Source organism: Candidatus Protochlamydia naegleriophila (assembly GCF_001499655.1).
Lineage (GTDB): Bacteria > Chlamydiota > Chlamydiia > Chlamydiales > Parachlamydiaceae > Protochlamydia > Protochlamydia naegleriophila.
Genome location: NZ_LN879502.1, coordinates 463,698 through 477,930, shown reverse-complemented (window position 1 = coordinate 477,930; position 14,233 = coordinate 463,698). Strand labels below are relative to the sequence as shown.

General features: G+C 42.5%; 12 protein-coding genes and 1 pseudogene. 6 read left to right on the top strand and 7 right to left on the bottom strand.

Annotation, left to right across the window (positions count from 1 at the left end):
- Nucleotides 1–14: 14 nt before the first annotated feature.
- Entirely contained in the window at nt 15–1,208 is a 1,194-nt protein-coding gene (locus PNK_RS01875; RefSeq protein ID WP_059059940.1) for an acetate/propionate family kinase, read from the bottom strand.
- 327 nt (nt 1,209–1,535) lie between these two features.
- Nucleotides 1,536–2,672 carry a hypothetical protein gene (locus PNK_RS01870; RefSeq protein WP_032124997.1) on the bottom strand — a complete coding sequence of 379 codons (1,137 nt, stop codon included), beginning with the start codon at nt 2,670–2,672 and terminating at the stop codon, nt 1,536–1,538.
- Between the two features lie 498 nt (nt 2,673–3,170).
- Here PNK_RS01870 and PNK_RS01865 point away from each other — a divergent pair, with 498 nt between their 5' ends.
- A complete protein-coding gene (locus PNK_RS01865; protein ID WP_059059938.1) occupies nt 3,171–5,768 on the top strand; it encodes a RasGEF domain-containing protein in 2,598 nt (865 codons plus the stop codon).
- A 148-nt stretch (nt 5,769–5,916) separates the two neighbouring features.
- Here the strand turns inward: PNK_RS01865 and PNK_RS01860 are convergent, their stop codons facing one another.
- Genes PNK_RS01860 through PNK_RS01855 form a run of 3 tightly spaced genes read right to left on the bottom strand, consistent with a single transcriptional unit; the run spans nt 5,917 to nt 8,531 of the window.
- Entirely contained in the window at nt 5,917–7,245 is a 1,329-nt protein-coding gene (locus PNK_RS01860) for a sigma-54-dependent transcriptional regulator (RefSeq protein WP_059059936.1), read from the bottom strand.
- 7 nt (nt 7,246–7,252) lie between these two features.
- Nucleotides 7,253–7,459, bottom strand: coding sequence for an ATP-binding protein (locus tag PNK_RS13960; protein WP_158021667.1), 207 nt, complete (start codon nt 7,457–7,459; stop codon nt 7,253–7,255).
- On the bottom strand, nt 7,359–8,531 hold the full coding sequence (locus PNK_RS01855) for a two-component system sensor histidine kinase NtrB (RefSeq protein WP_059059934.1): 1,173 nt from the start codon (nt 8,529–8,531) through the stop codon (nt 7,359–7,361). Before PNK_RS01855 ends, PNK_RS13960 begins: the two co-directional genes overlap by 101 nt.
- A gap of 366 nt (nt 8,532–8,897) precedes the next feature.
- Here PNK_RS01855 and rpsD point away from each other — a divergent pair, with 366 nt between their 5' ends.
- The 5 genes from rpsD (at nt 8,898) to PNK_RS13295 (ending at nt 12,309) form a co-directional block, all read left to right on the top strand.
- On the top strand, nt 8,898–9,518 hold the full coding sequence (gene rpsD, locus PNK_RS01850) for a 30S ribosomal protein S4 (protein WP_032124994.1): 621 nt from the start codon (nt 8,898–8,900) through the stop codon (nt 9,516–9,518).
- A gap of 116 nt (nt 9,519–9,634) precedes the next feature.
- A complete protein-coding gene (yidD, locus tag PNK_RS01845; protein WP_032124993.1) occupies nt 9,635–9,847 on the top strand; it encodes a membrane protein insertion efficiency factor YidD in 213 nt (70 codons plus the stop codon).
- A 49-nt stretch (nt 9,848–9,896) separates the two neighbouring features.
- Entirely contained in the window at nt 9,897–11,036 is a 1,140-nt protein-coding gene (locus PNK_RS01840; RefSeq protein WP_059059933.1) for a glycosyltransferase family 2 protein, read from the top strand.
- Nucleotides 11,037–11,114: 78 nt separating this feature from the next.
- Complete coding sequence (locus PNK_RS01835; protein ID WP_158021666.1) at nt 11,115–11,510, top strand: hypothetical protein; 396 nt, start codon at nt 11,115–11,117, stop codon at nt 11,508–11,510.
- Nucleotides 11,511–11,799: 289 nt separating this feature from the next.
- Nucleotides 11,800–12,309 carry a hypothetical protein gene (locus PNK_RS13295; protein ID WP_059059931.1) on the top strand — a complete coding sequence of 170 codons (510 nt, stop codon included), beginning with the start codon at nt 11,800–11,802 and terminating at the stop codon, nt 12,307–12,309.
- On the opposite strand, the pseudogene PNK_RS13955 reads toward PNK_RS13295, so the two are convergent.
- Nucleotides 12,248–12,639: pseudogene (locus PNK_RS13955) on the bottom strand (GxxExxY protein). The gene PNK_RS13295 and the pseudogene PNK_RS13955 overlap by 62 nt on opposite strands.
- Before the next feature lie 131 nt (nt 12,640–12,770).
- Entirely contained in the window at nt 12,771–14,228 is a 1,458-nt protein-coding gene (locus PNK_RS13670) for a LysM peptidoglycan-binding domain-containing protein (protein WP_059059928.1), read from the bottom strand.
- Nucleotides 14,229–14,233 lie beyond the last annotated feature (5 nt).

Here is a 14,233-nt window from a genome sequence, read left to right as displayed (position 1 = left end):
ACATGAACCCTGCTCTACAGCAGGGCATCTAAACAGCCTTTAGCGATCATCCATTCTTCCTGGGTATGAATCACAAGAATGCGCACGGCCGAATCACTGGCCGCAATGTCCAAATCTTGATCAGATTTGTCCTGGTGATTTTTTTCAAGGTCGAGGCGAACTCCCAAATAAGCCAGCCCTTCACATGTTTTTTCACGGATGTAGGCGGCATGCTCACCAATCCCGGCTGTAAAACTCAGTACATCTATCCCCCCCAAAGAAGCCGTCATGGCTCCGATAAAGTACTTCAAGCGATAGATGTACATGTTTAGAGCAAGCTCGGCTCGCTCACTCGTTTCAGCCTGAATTTCCCGCATATCGGAGCTTCCTCCGATCCCTTTTAACCCAGACTCAAACGTCAGGAGAGTGTCCAATTCTTTTGGTGCCACGTTTAACTCGCGCATGGCATAAAGCAAAATCCCGGGATCGATCGAACCACAGCGCGTCCCCATCATCAATCCTTCTAAAGGAGTAAATCCCATCGTCGTATCGATACTCTTTCCATCTCGAATGGCGCAAAGAGAAGCCCCATTCCCTAAATGACAGTTGACGAGCCTCAAAGAAGAGAACCTCGATTTCATCATTTCCGTCGCCCGAATAGCGCAGTAGTGGTGGCTGGTTCCGTGAAATCCATAGCGTTGAATGCCCTTTTCCTTCCACTCATAGGGAACCGGATACGTTTTTACGACCTCTGGCATGGTCGAATGAAAGGCCGTATCAAAAACAGCAATCTGAGGAATTGCTGGAAAAATCTGCTCGATTAATTCGATGCCCTCCAAATTGCCTGGATTGTGAAGCGGCGCCAAGGGAATGAGCCTCCGAATCTCCTCTTTAACAGCCCGGGTAACTAACACAGGGCATTGAAAAATTGCCCCTCCGTGTACCACACGATGGCCAACTCGTCCTATCGCAAGAGGAGTATCAATGACTGGCGCATCGCCTTTCCACAAACTCTCCAAAACTTCGCGTAATCCCTCTTCAAGGCTCGGTGTTTTCAAATGACGCGTGACTTTTTCGCCCCCTTTGACCTGAACGGTATAATATTGATTGTCTGGTCTCCCCCAATCCAGTTGAGCCCTCCAAAGCGAATCAGTAGGCAGCCCTCCCTCACTATCAAAAAGCGAAAGTTTATGAGAACTGGAGCCGGCATTCACCACTAAAATCTTCATCACACCCAACAAATGTTATTCTTTTTTTTCACTATCCAGCTTACCTCTTTTATTGACAATCAAACTATCAAAGCTAGAGCCCCAAACAAGTAATGCTGGAAAAAAATGAATTTGAGTTTGCATGGCATTTTAGGAAAATCAATTCCCGAAAGAAAAAGAGCTGTGATTCGACACGCGTTATCAAAAAAGTTTGAATACAAAAAGAGCAGAATGATGAGTTTGAAATCTGTTTTCGAGGCAGATGAAATGATCTGATTAGTAAGTGAAAAGGGGCCGGGCCCCTTTAAATTGCGTAATCAGAGTTTTCATGCCTCTTGTTCAACCTGATTAAGATTGTCTTTTGTTTGTATTTATTTGGCAAATAATGACATTTCTCTTTGCATCTATATTTTCGTTATTTAACTCAAATACCCCAAGTGTATGACAATGAACTCTTGGATTTCCTTTTTTATCAGCATTGCGATTTTGTTCAATTAAATACCCGTACCCACTTTCGATGGGAATAACAGCTCCAACCGAAACATCTCTAAAATCCAATTCGTATACCGCTCTTCTACGCTCTTCTGTGCCCACGTCTTCATTTAAACTGCCAATTAATAAATTCCCTCCTGTTAAGCCATTAGCCGCTCCTCTATTGCTTTCTACAACCAGGGTTAATAAAAATTCTGATGTATTTAATGGCTTTCCAACCTCTTCAATGCGATCTTGATGCCATGATATTTTAACTCCCTCTACACGATTAGTCCCCCGGTAAGCTGTGCCTGGCTCTTTGGCTAAAAAGATTTTTCCTGATAATTCCAGATCTTCTTTTTTATATTCAGAAATAGATGTCCTAACCACTTCTAATATTTCCGATATGGCACTTAATTCTGCTTTATCCAAGTAATCTTCTAAACTCCCTTCCAGATCAGAGTAAAAATAGGGTCTCTTACTTTTGAAATTCTTTGTACTTAAATTATACGGCAATAAAACTCCATCCTTTATAGAAAAATAAAAGGCGATATTGTCGCACATAAAATGGCGTTCATTATTCAAGTCACTTTTATTTTCATAAGGTTTATCGCTAAATGACAATTTAGGAAAAGTACCCATTCTATCAAAAAAACTATTGATTACATTGAGTTGTTCATTGAATTCTGACCTGATAATATAAAAACCATATTTGTCTATTGCATCAGAAATGGTATTCATATTTGATGACTTGTCGTAAAAACCATTTTTCTTTAAATCATTTAGAATTTTATTTCCGTCAAAATTACTTTTTATTTCAGGAAAAATCGCTTGCAATGATGGATTGGATGCAAGATTGGATTCTACTGGAAAGAGATAATCAATATTCTCCTCATCTATTTTATTGATTGGCGCTAGAGATAAATGTGCAGGTAATGGGGAAGTATTAGGGGTAGCTTCACAAAATGTGAACATTCCAAAAAATAAAATGCTGGCGAATATTTGTTTATTCATATCTTCTCGTGAAAATTAAAATTGTTGTTTGAAGTCGCAGATTTTTAAAGCGTCTACGCTCTTAAAATTCAGGCTCGGTTCGATTCTAGATAAATTTATAAATAAAAGTAATACCAAAGTGATTTTGATTTCAAATTATGATTGTAGTCACATTATAAACATGTTAATTAGATCTATATGATTTTCTATTTTCTTTAAAAATGACTGTACCTAGACTTTAAATGCAGGTTTCTCTGCTGTCAATTTGCATTCAAGCCTTCGAGCAATGTTTAAGACTTGCTCCCTGAATTTAAGTACCAATCATGCTATATCAAAAATTCGACAAATTCCCTCACTATAAACTATTTATAAAGTTTTTTAATTGAATAAAAAAACAACCTCTTTTGCATAATTATTGATCAATGGTATAATTCAATGTAACAACAGTTAAATTTAAAAAACAAAAAAAGCAACGAGCTTAACGATTAAATAAATTAACTTTTGTAAGGAGGGGGATTAATGAGCATCACTAATCCTACTGCGAATCCAGTCATTCCATCGCCGTTAACGATGGATGAGAAAAAGTTATTGACTGAGCAACAGGTTACCTACAAAGCAGCTGAGTCGGGCAATGTAGGAATTATTGCCTTTGGGGGGCGCACCTTTAACGTCAGGCTCTCCACCTCTGATCTTGCCCTAAATGCCAGCGAATTGGAGCATTTAGCGGGTAAAGTCGCCGTCATGCTCGTTACCAAACACCTCTTAAACAACGAATTTGCTGGCGCGCGCATCAATCAGAAGGGAATTGAAAATTTAGAGGGGCGCAAGATCGTTAAATTTGAAGATCAAGATGATCCTGCCAAAAAGATCTATCAAGAATTGACCAGCTTTGTTAGCCAAAAAGCACTCGCAAATCTACCTCCCCTGTCGACATCTCAACCTTCAGAACAATTAAGAGAGGTTCCGACTCAAGTCCAAAAGTCAACCTTACCCAAGAAGCATGAATTTTCAACCGAACAAAAAAAGTTTTTTGAAACAGTAGAAAACGCCTACCGCAAAATCAAAAGCAACTGCGCCAAGGCAAGAGAAAATCCCAATCCTGAAGCAGCTAAAAAGGCGATTGAAGAAGAAATGAAGTGGGTTGATCGGAAATTACAGGATATCAAGCATGCGGCTACCCATCCAGGCTTGAATAATCCAGGAGCACAAGAATTTGCCAATGCGTGGGAAAAAGCTTTGAATCACCTCAAAGGAAATATGCAAGCTGCGATTGACGATTACGCTAAACCGCAACAAGAGGTGCCGATACAGGCTGAAACAACAGTCTTGCAAACCAACGTGCGCGAAGCTATTGAGTCTGGCACTAAACCAGAAATGCTCAAACCAGAAATTAAAGCCGAAGAAAAAGGACTATCTGCAGCCGATAAAAACATCTATCGTCAAGCATTGGACGCCTTATTCACCAGGAGTAAGCAGTTAGCTCAACCAGACAACAAGCATAAAAAACTGCTCATGAAAGAAGGCAGACCTGAATTGGTCGACCGGCAAAAAGGGATGCAAATACGTAAAGGAACCAGTGAAAATGCTAAAAATACGGCTAAAGAAGTTGTGCTCCTTTTAAGGACAGGTCTAAAAGAAGGACTTTTTACTAAAAATGATGTGGCTGGACTTAAACAACTCAAAGAGAATTTATCCGAGCAAATTGGACCTAGCCTGGCTAAGTCTCCTGAACTAAATCAGGCTTTCCAAGCCGTTTTTAAAAACATTGAAGAGGCAGCTGATTCTTTCCAGAAAACAGAAACTTATGTCGATCGCATAGAACAGGATGTAGCCAAGGAAGGAAAAGTTGTTTCATTAAACACCCTCGCCCATTTGCTCGTTCAGCCAGGCCAAACTGAACTACGCAAAGATTTCTTAGTGGGAAGTGGATGGATGGAGTTTGTACGGAAAGACCCCAGTAAAGCAGCTGGTAAAGAAATAGCCCAAGCCATGGTAGATGTCTTTAAAAAGCATGCTGAGATTAATGCTCAAAGGAAGGCAGAGCATAAAGATCATCTTTATGACATTCGAAAAGATGTCTATACAGAAAAACTCATGTTGATGGATTTCGCGATCGAGCTCATCCAAAAGGGAATCGCCAAGAAAGAAGACTTTGCCGAATTAATTGCCATGGCTAAGCAGGACGCTAATAAAACGGTCAGTGAAAGCAGAAGATGGGCGCTCGAACAAGCGGCTCCAACCCCAATGACTAACTCAAGCGAGATTCTTGCAAAGGCTAATATAGAAAGAGCAAATACCTCTCTAAGTAATCAGTTTACAAAACTAGCGGCAGGCAAATTTAGCAAAAAAGAGCGAAATAACTTCATTAAAGACTTTATGGCAGATCTTCAGACCACCTCACGTGTCATCCTCGGATCGGCCCATTCATCCGAATTTTATGGTCAAGCTTGGATAAAAGATGGAAAAGAAGTCAAGGCACCCAATCTGGTTGCCAATACCCAGCTCTTTAATCAGGTGAGCGATTTCGTTGCTTCTCAAATTTTGGATACCTCTTATAACCCTAAAGAAAGAGTGAGAGTCTATGAAGCATTTTTAGAAATGGCCGATCGATTTGCCCATTCCGAGGTTCCTCGAAATTATGAGATGGCGCAAGCGATTCTGTCGGGATTAAACCAAACAGCTGTTTACAATACAGTGTTTAACACCCAGAACCCAGACGAACTCTCAAAACAAGCCCTTTCAAAAAAGGCAAAAATGGACAGGCTATATTCAACCGATGGCAGCAATAAAGCCCTTAGAGAAGCGTATAAGAAAGATCAGCTGGATGGAATTCCGTTTATACCCAAGATCGCAAATTACTTAACAGATTTTACATTTACCGATGATGGCAATGGAGAAACAAAACAAACTGATCACGGGGATTCCATTAATCTGAAAAAGTTAAGGATGTTAGGAAATTTACAAGCAAAAATTGAAACTGAATTGAAAGGCATGCAACCAAGCGAGCCTTTCTTGCACTTCGATTTATTAGGCCAGGTGGTAAAAGCCAAACATCCTAACGAAGACGAACTCTATGCAAGAAAAGAGAAGCTCAAACCCAGAGCTACAACTGCCTAAAAGCTATAACTGCCTAAACGATCAAAGCAAAAAGAGTGCCTTGCCGATCCGATTCAGTATGGTAGAAACGCAAAGACGCAAAGAAAGCTTTCTATACTCTTTGCGTCTTTGCGTTTCAAGTCATTTTGTAGATAGATTCACATAAAAGCTAAGACAATTTGTATTCCTCAAGCTTATCGCGCAGGGCTTTCACGCTGATTCCCAGCGTCTCGGCAGCCTTGGTGCGATTTTGATGCACCTGCAGGGTTTCCACGATGAGCTGTTTTTCCAATTCTTGAATCGTCCTGCCTGCCATCACATTGACACCAGGCCCTTCCAGGTAGAGATGATCTCCTTGAATGATCTTGCCCGGATCCATCACGACCGATCTTTCAATGACATTAGCCAGCTCTCTCACATTCCCTGGCCAGCGGTATTCCAATAATTTCCTTTTGGCGCTTTCGCTTAGTTTTTTACTATCAAAGTGATTTTCTCGGCACATTTGCTCGATGAAGTGTTCGGCCAGTGGAATGATGTCTTCTTTGCGATCGCGAAGCGGTGGTAAATAAAGGGGAACAACGTTCAGTCTATAATACAGATCTTCGCGCAAGACCTTATTGGCAATGGCCTCTTTGACATCGCGGTTAGAGGTAGAAATAAGGCGGGCATCCACTTTGATGGGCTTGGTCCCTCCAACCCGTTCGAATTCTTGTTCTTGCGTGACGCGAAGCAATTTGGACTGTAAAACCAGCGGTATTTCGGTTATTTCATCCAAGAGAAGCGAGCCTCCATTGGCCAATTCGAAGCGGCCCAAACGTTTGTTGGCGGCTCCGGTAAAAGCTCCCTTTTCATGTCCAAAAAATTCCGACTCCACAAGAGTATCGGGAACGGCTGCGCAATTGACCTTGATAAAGGGTTGATTGGCTCTTGGGGAGCTGTAGTGGACCAAATGAGCAATCACCTCTTTACCCGTGCCAGTTTCCCCATTAATAAAGACACTGGCATTGCTTTTGGCTATCCGCTCGATGTCCTTTAAAACCTGCTGCATGGCAGGGCTTTCGGCAATTACATGACGCGCATAGCGATTCGCACTGACTTGTTGTCGAAGATAGTGATTTTCTTCTACCAAGGCCACATGTTGATTGGCCTTCTCGATATTGGCCATCAAGCTCTCTAAAGAAAAAGGCTTGATTAAATAGTAAAAAGCGCCCAATTTCATCGCCTCAACGGCATTTTCAATCGTTCCAAAGGCCGTTATCACGATGACAAGTGTTCTAGGCGATAGCTCCTTTACTTTAGTGAGAACATCGATTCCAGTCATGCCTGGCATTTTCATGTCGGTGATGACCATGTCAAAAGCGTTCTCTTGAACGAGCTTGACCGCTTTTTCCCCATTTTCAACCGCCGTCGTCTCAAAACCTTTGCGCTTAAGAGCTTCAACGAGAAAATTGCGCATTAACAATTCATCGTCTACAATCAGAATTTTTTCAATTGCCATGATAGCCTCATCGAATCACTTTTAATGGGAGTTTAATGATAAAGGTCGTGCCCACGCCGACTTCAGATTTAACCTCGATCAAGCCTTGATGTGCTTGCACAACTTTATGTACTTCAGATAAACCGAGTCCCGTGCCCGTCTCTTTTGTCGAAAAGAAGGGGGGAAAAAATCTTATCCAAATGTTCAGCTGGAATACCGCTTCCTGTATCGGCAATCGTAATGACAGCCTCCCCTTTCGTTTGACTAATCCTAACCGCCAAAGAGCCTCCATTTGGCATTGCCTGAAGAGCATTGACAAATAGATTTAAAAGAGCAGATTTGAGCAGTTGAGGATCAATTTGAGCAACTAGCTCAGGATTTTCAACATGAAGGCTAAAAGACAAGGACAGATTCCAAGCTGGATCTGCCTGTACAAGCCAGCGGATTTCATCGATAAAAGTTCCTAAGTTAACCAACTCAAAGTGCGCCTGAAAAGGGCGGGTATAATTGAGAATGTTAGAAACAAAGTGATTTAAGCTGTCGGTCCCCTCTACAATATAAGACGCCATTTGTTGCAGGTCAGGACGGTCAGTAAGATCTTGGTGCAAGAGCGCGGCAAATCCCTTGATTCCTCCGAGAGGATTGCGTATTTCGTGGGCTAAGTGTGCCGCCATTTCGCCCAAATCCTTTAAACGATCGTAGCGATTAGTCAGCTGCTGAAGGCGGCGCACCTCAGTAATGTTGCGGATTAAGATGAGCAATCCTTGAACCGGAGTTGGAGAAGGCTGCCGATAGTCAAGCGGAAACAGTTGGCTGCCCATGGCAACAAAAGTCGCCTCTACCTCTAGCTCAATCTTCTCCTCAGTTGGAATGACCCAAGTAATAAAAGAGGTCTTGGGGCAAGCCTTGCTGTAGAGAGCCTCTTGTAAGGAAAAACCCAAAGCCGCATCTTCAAAAAAGTCTTTAAAGGGGTGGAAGAGGAGCTGCTTCGCTTCTTTTCCCAAAAGCGTTTCAGCCGTTGCATTGCAGGTTGTAATAATTCCATTGAGGTCGATAAAAAGAATTCCTTGCGAAATGTGATTCAAAATCGCCTCTAGATAGCGAGTGATAAAATCCAGTTCAGCTAATTTTCCGGATAAGCGCAGATGTGACTCGTGCAGGTTGCGTTGAACGCCCTTAAATTGCTCTTGCAGGCTTTGATAAGCAAACTCTAAACGATCCGTCTCCAAAGAAAATTGTTTAAAAGCATGCTCCAATGATGTATTCTGATTTTCTTCTTCTAATTTAACTTGCTGTGAATTTGTCATGACGCCTTCATTCGGGTGAAAATTAGAGGGTATTTCCAACTGATCGACTGTTGATCACTGCTTATTCTATCTGATTTTAAAGAATTAAATCACCATTCGACTTGCTGGATCGCAACAGAAAAGCGAGATGAGCACTTTTTTGCTGCTAGGATTAATAAAGCGAACAGGCATGCTCTATTCATATAAAATGATCCACATGAGATTTAGTCCCTTTTTAGCTCGATTTTTATTCTTTAAAAACGCTCAAAAATAATAAAAAGCGGAAAAAATTCAATTGTCGTTGCAAAAAAATCGATTCATTTGACATAATTCGCACTTGCGATCAATTAAATTCATCGATCGCACTCGAAATCGTTAGGAGAACAAATGGCTCGTTATACAGGTAACAAAAATCGCATTGCCCGACGTTATGGTGTTAATATATTTGGGCGCGCGCGCAATCCTCTACTGCATAAGCCAAATCCGCCTGGTGTGCACGGTGCTCGCCGACGTAAAAAATCTGATTTTGGCCTTCAGTTAGAAGAAAAGCAAAAGCTAAAAGCAATCTACGGAATGCTTAGCGAAAAACAACTCGTAGCCTATTATAAAAAGGCTCTACGCATAGAAGGCAATACAGCTAATCATTTTGCTGAAATGCTCGAATGCCGTCTAGATAATATCGTTTATCGTCTGAAATTTGGCCACACGATTTTTGCTGCTCAACAGCTAGTTTCTCATGGTCACATCCTGGTTGACGGTAAAAAAGTTGATCGTCGTTCTTTCAACGTTAAGCCAGGCATGGTTATTTCTATTAAAGAAAAATCGCGCAAAATGAAAATCATTGCCGAAGCGTTAGACAATCCTGCACGTTCTGTTCCTGAGTATCTCTCTTCTGATAAAGAGCATTTCTCTGGACAATTACTTGCAAAGCCAGCACCTGAACAAATGCCCTGGCCGATTGAAATCAGTCTTCCTGTTATCTGCGACTTCTTAGCTCACTCGACCTAGAAAACGCAATAACGTTACTATCTCCTTTGTTTAAGACGATTACTTTCGAGTAATCGTCTTTTTTATTTTATAGCGTCTTTTCAAAGTCCCTATAAATATTAGAATGGTAAAAAGAGATGTTAAAAAAACTATTTATGCTTTTTATTCGCTTCTATCAATACACCATAAGCCCTTTGCTCGGCCTGACCTGCCGCTTTTATCCAAGCTGTTCGCAATACACCATTGAAGCCTTGCAAAAACATGGACCTTTTAGAGGAAGTTGGCTAGGCTTAAAAAGAATTTGCCGCTGCCACCCTTGGCACCCTGGAGGGCACGATCCCGTTCCTTAGCCCATTCGCAAAACGCAAGTAAAAATCTAGGTCATAAGGAGAGATAAGCTTGACTCATCCACCTTCCCCTCTCATTAGCGTTGTCATTCCGCTCTATAATCAAGCCCCTTTTCTACAAGCTTCGCTTAGTAGCGTACAAGCCCAGACCTATACTCACCTGGAGATCATTCTCGTCAACGACGGCTCAACCGACGAGACAGAATCCATTTGCCTCTCATTTACCAAGCAAGACCCGCGCATACGCTATCTCGCCCAGCCCAATCAGGGGCCATCAGCCGCCCGCAATGCCGGAATTGCAGCCTCCAAAGGCAGCTATATTTGCCTATTGGATGGGGACGATCTCATGGATCCTGAACGCATCGCAAAACAGCTTGCGGCTTTTGAAAGCGATCCCTCCATCGATATTGTCTATACAGCCCTTCGCCTAATCGATCTGGAAGGCAACCCGATTGGAGAAATGCATGGAGAGGAGATCGCGAGCGAGAACTTTCTAGTCCAACTCCTCTTTAGAAATGTGATTCCAGGCCCAAGCACTATCATGGCCAAGCGGATGTGTTTAGCTGAGAATCCCTATAATGAAGCATTCGTCCATGCCGAAGACTATGAATTGATGACCCGCCTCGCTCACCTTTATCGGTTTAAATATCTCGACCTTCCTCTCACAAGCTATCGCCGCCACGGGCAAAATCTTTCCAACGATTTAACAGCCCATCGACTGGCAGAATTGAGAGTCATCAACCAATACCCACCAAACCATATTGAATCCATCGTAGACAAAACGAGTCTCAGACAAGAAGAAAAAGAACTCCTCAAAGGAAAAATTTTATTCAATCAGGGGCACTTCAAAGAAGCGCTCTCTTTTTTTAATAGCTTATCCACCTCTATCGCCCTTTTCTACGCAGGTAATTGCCACTTTAAACTCAACAACTTAGCCGCGGCTTACCAAGCTTACGAACAAGCTCTTGCACTGGACGACACCAATGCTGCTTGCCAAAACAATTTGGGAACCCTTTTAGCATTGCAAGCAAAATGGGATGCGGCTCAGATTCGCTTTGAAAAAGCTCTGGAATTGAGACCTGGCTACCTCGATGCTACCGACAATTTAGCTCACTTAAAAGCCTCCTCTTTTCCAGGGCGTATGACCTGGCGAGAGCTGAGAAAAGACCTCGTTCCTTATCAAAACCTTTAGATAACTAATAGCTATTGATCCGAAATAAATTTCAAACTACAATTCCGACTATTTAATTAATCTTAAACATAGGTCTTGATGATGCATATTGAAAGAATTTTAAGAATGGGATGCATGGCTGGAGCCGGTTACGCTTTTGGAACCGCAATGAAAGCTGATCCAAAACTGATGGCCATAGCATGGCTTTGCGGAGAAGTCGCGGTACAACTTCTGCAAAGATGGACTCTCATACCACAGCTATCTGAAACGCTGTCTAATTCACTAGGCGGAACAGGCGTCGCCTATTATCTGACCAAACATAAAATCATTGGAAGTAGTTTCGAGTCTGGCCTCATTGCAGTCATAGCTTTTACCGGACTGTCAGTGTTACTGGAAAAAATGACAGCATCCCTTCTATCGCTCAATAACCGACACGTGCAATACGTTAATGATTATCAGGAATTGCCACAGCGACATTTCCGCTTTAGCAACTAATCTGACACCCTATTGGCAGTCCTAAGCATATCAGACCGGCTTAATTTCCTCTGATTTGTCTTAGGTCATGCTCAATCAATCGCTCAGAATAGGGGTAAGGTTAAATTTCGTAAGTCATTTGTAATCAGTTGCTCTCTTAAGCTTTTATTATTTTTTATTCCCTTACTCATAGGGATAAGCTTGGCGCTCAACAATGGATAATCGAATAAATAATTATTGCAGCGAAAAAAAAATCAAATTAAAATCGTTCTGTTTTAATTTTTATTAATCTTAAAAATATAGGTAATAAATGGTAACTCAAATAGATACAACTTTCAAAATGGGATGCATGGCGGCAGTAGGCTATGGTGCTGGAATAGTTTTAAAAACAGATCCCAAAGTGATGGCTTTAGCATGGCTAGGCGGAGAAATTGCTCTGCAAGTATTGAAAAACGTTCACCACCTACCTCTCCCCAAAGTGATAGCGGGTAGTTTTATGAGTTTTAGCTTAAGAAGCCACGAAATCATTGAAAATAGCATACGTTCTCATCTCATAACAGTGGGCGCCTTTGTAACCTCAAGCATTTTGATTGATAAACTAGCTACTCTATTCGACAAGCTGTGCCGGGCAGCCCGCAACTCAAACTCCTCAGCTAATCTACAAGGACGTGTAAGAGAAATGGAAATGCATGTAGAAGAGGTATCTGACGATTCAGATGACGAAGTTGAAGAAGTTGAGTATAGACAAGATGCATACCCTACCACGCAACCTCTCGCTTTCCCAACACCCAATTATAGAACACATTATGAACGACGCTAAAGCTTAATAGCCACCCATCTGATCGCAGCAGCCCGGACGTTAAAGCCAAGGAGAGCCCTCTTCTTAGCTTTAACGCTCGGATGTTAGAGCGCAAAGATGCAAAGAAAGCGTTAAAACCCATCGACCACCCCATTACACCATTTTTAACGTACTCTTGCCCAAAGTTGATCATAAGTCCAAGTTTTTTATCAGTTAAACGTAGATAAATAAGAAGTTGAACCTCGTGGCTGGGACAATCAGTTGTCTCTGAATAGTAAGACGTCGAAGCGTAAGTGCATGACAAAGACAGCTTTCATAAACACTTGCGAGTAATCCTGGGCCGCCAAGCACTTATGGATCTCAATAGCAGCTCCTATGATTTTATGTGAGATCTCATTTTCCATGCTCTTGGCGTCTTTGCATTTGTAACATCATTCATGACAGAGTTTATCATGTCGCTAGAATGGAAACTTTAAAAAAGCCTAAGGAATCTTTAGAACAACGCCCGGCTTAATGCCATCCGATTGCAATTGATTGCGCACCTTTAAAGCATCCACCGCAACTCCAAATTGCTTGGCTATTTTCCAAAGCGAATCACCTTCTTGTACAGTATATGTCCGTTCAACCGGTTGAACTTTTTCGGTCGAAAAAAGTGGAGTAGCTTTGTGTAAGTTTGGGGCTTTTGGTGGAATTTGTGCAGACGCCACGACCGCAGCTTTGCTTCGTTCCTTGGCCGAGACCTTTGAAATGAGTGGGGCAGGCTGTTCTTTGACTACTTTGGGAATAGGCTTGGCGATGGCTGCCAAAACTGGCTTAGGCGAAGCCACGACATCTGACCTGACAGGCAATAAAGGAAGAGAAGGCTCTGCTGGAGTTGTTTCTTTTTTAACAACTGCCTTATCTGGTACAAAGCGAGCCAAAGTCGCCTCATAATTCCACTCTCTAGGTACTGTCTCTCCAGCATAGTTGTACAAGAGTGCAGATGCTTGCCTCCATACATTCGTACTGCGCGGACTAGTCAACATTTCCTTGACAAAGCGTTCACTGTTGTCCGTTTTGTTTGTCAAAAGCTGCAAAACTTGGATGGCTTGCTGATCGGTGAGCTTCTTAACGGCAAAATCCCATTCTGATTTAAGCAGAAGGTCGGCCGCCGATTTTGACCCTGCTTGAATCGAATCTAAAAGAAATTTTTGCCGTCTGGCATCCGATAAATCGTGCCGCTGGCGCTGCTGCTCCACAAATTGTTTTAAAACATTCCAATCTCCTTCCAATAAGAGGCCCAAGATGGCCTGCTTTGGAACCGGCTGTTCCTGGCGGCTAAACAACCGTTCCACCGTCCAAAATTCTGGGGTGAGCATGAACGTTTCTATAAGCGCTTGATCCCCTGGAGAGTCTCCCTTTTGCTTTTTCAGCAAACGGAATAACCCTTGAGCCGTCATAGGCCATTGCTCTGTTTTCGCAAAATGGATGATTGCTTCATACTGCTGATTCGTGAGGCTTGGATAAACCGTTATGACGATCGATTCACTAGATGAATTAGGCTGCCACGTAAACACTCTTTGCTGGTGCGGTTGCGCATTGCGCGGAAGGGCCCGGTGCAAGTCAAAGTCATGAAATGAGACTAGACAGGCAAGCGCCAGATCTCGTTCGGCGTACCCATTTTCAACGAGTCGGTTGCGCTCGAGACAATTGACGAGGTGCCCATATGGAAGTTTATAAAGTTGAGCAATCACCTCAGCACTCGTACGATCATCTGCAAGGGGTGTTTGCTGGTGTTTATCTTCTGCCGGCTTAAGATCGCAATAAGGAGTTGGGGGACGCTCGCGCATAATCCAATAAGTTAAAAAACCAAGCACGCCAATATTGAAAGCGCCGCTAATCATCAAGGCTTGGCTTAAGCGGCGTATTTTTTTTAAAAAAATTGAGGAGTCAGGGGTCATAGATC

Bases quoted from the DNA above. Each gene is read 5' to 3' on its own strand.
- PNK_RS01835 (WP_158021666.1), top strand. From the start codon at position 11,115: ATGATGCATATTGAAAGAATTTTAAGAATGGGATGCATGGCTGGAGCC.
- PNK_RS01875 (WP_059059940.1), bottom strand. From the start codon at position 1,208: ATGAAGATTTTAGTGGTGAATGCCGGCTCCAGTTCTCATAAACTTTCG.
- PNK_RS01860 (WP_059059936.1), bottom strand. From the start codon at position 7,245: ATGGCAATTGAAAAAATTCTGATTGTAGACGATGAATTGTTAATGCGC.
- yidD (WP_032124993.1), top strand. From the start codon at position 9,635: ATGTTAAAAAAACTATTTATGCTTTTTATTCGCTTCTATCAATACACC.
- rpsD (WP_032124994.1), top strand. From the start codon at position 8,898: ATGGCTCGTTATACAGGTAACAAAAATCGCATTGCCCGACGTTATGGT.
- PNK_RS01870 (WP_032124997.1), bottom strand. From the start codon at position 2,672: ATGAATAAACAAATATTCGCCAGCATTTTATTTTTTGGAATGTTCACA.
- PNK_RS13295 (WP_059059931.1), top strand. From the start codon at position 11,800: ATGGTAACTCAAATAGATACAACTTTCAAAATGGGATGCATGGCGGCA.
- PNK_RS01865 (WP_059059938.1), top strand. From the start codon at position 3,171: ATGAGCATCACTAATCCTACTGCGAATCCAGTCATTCCATCGCCGTTA.
- PNK_RS13670 (WP_059059928.1), bottom strand. From the start codon at position 14,228: ATGACCCCTGACTCCTCAATTTTTTTAAAAAAAATACGCCGCTTAAGC.
- PNK_RS01855 (WP_059059934.1), bottom strand. From the start codon at position 8,531: ATGACAAATTCACAGCAAGTTAAATTAGAAGAAGAAAATCAGAATACA.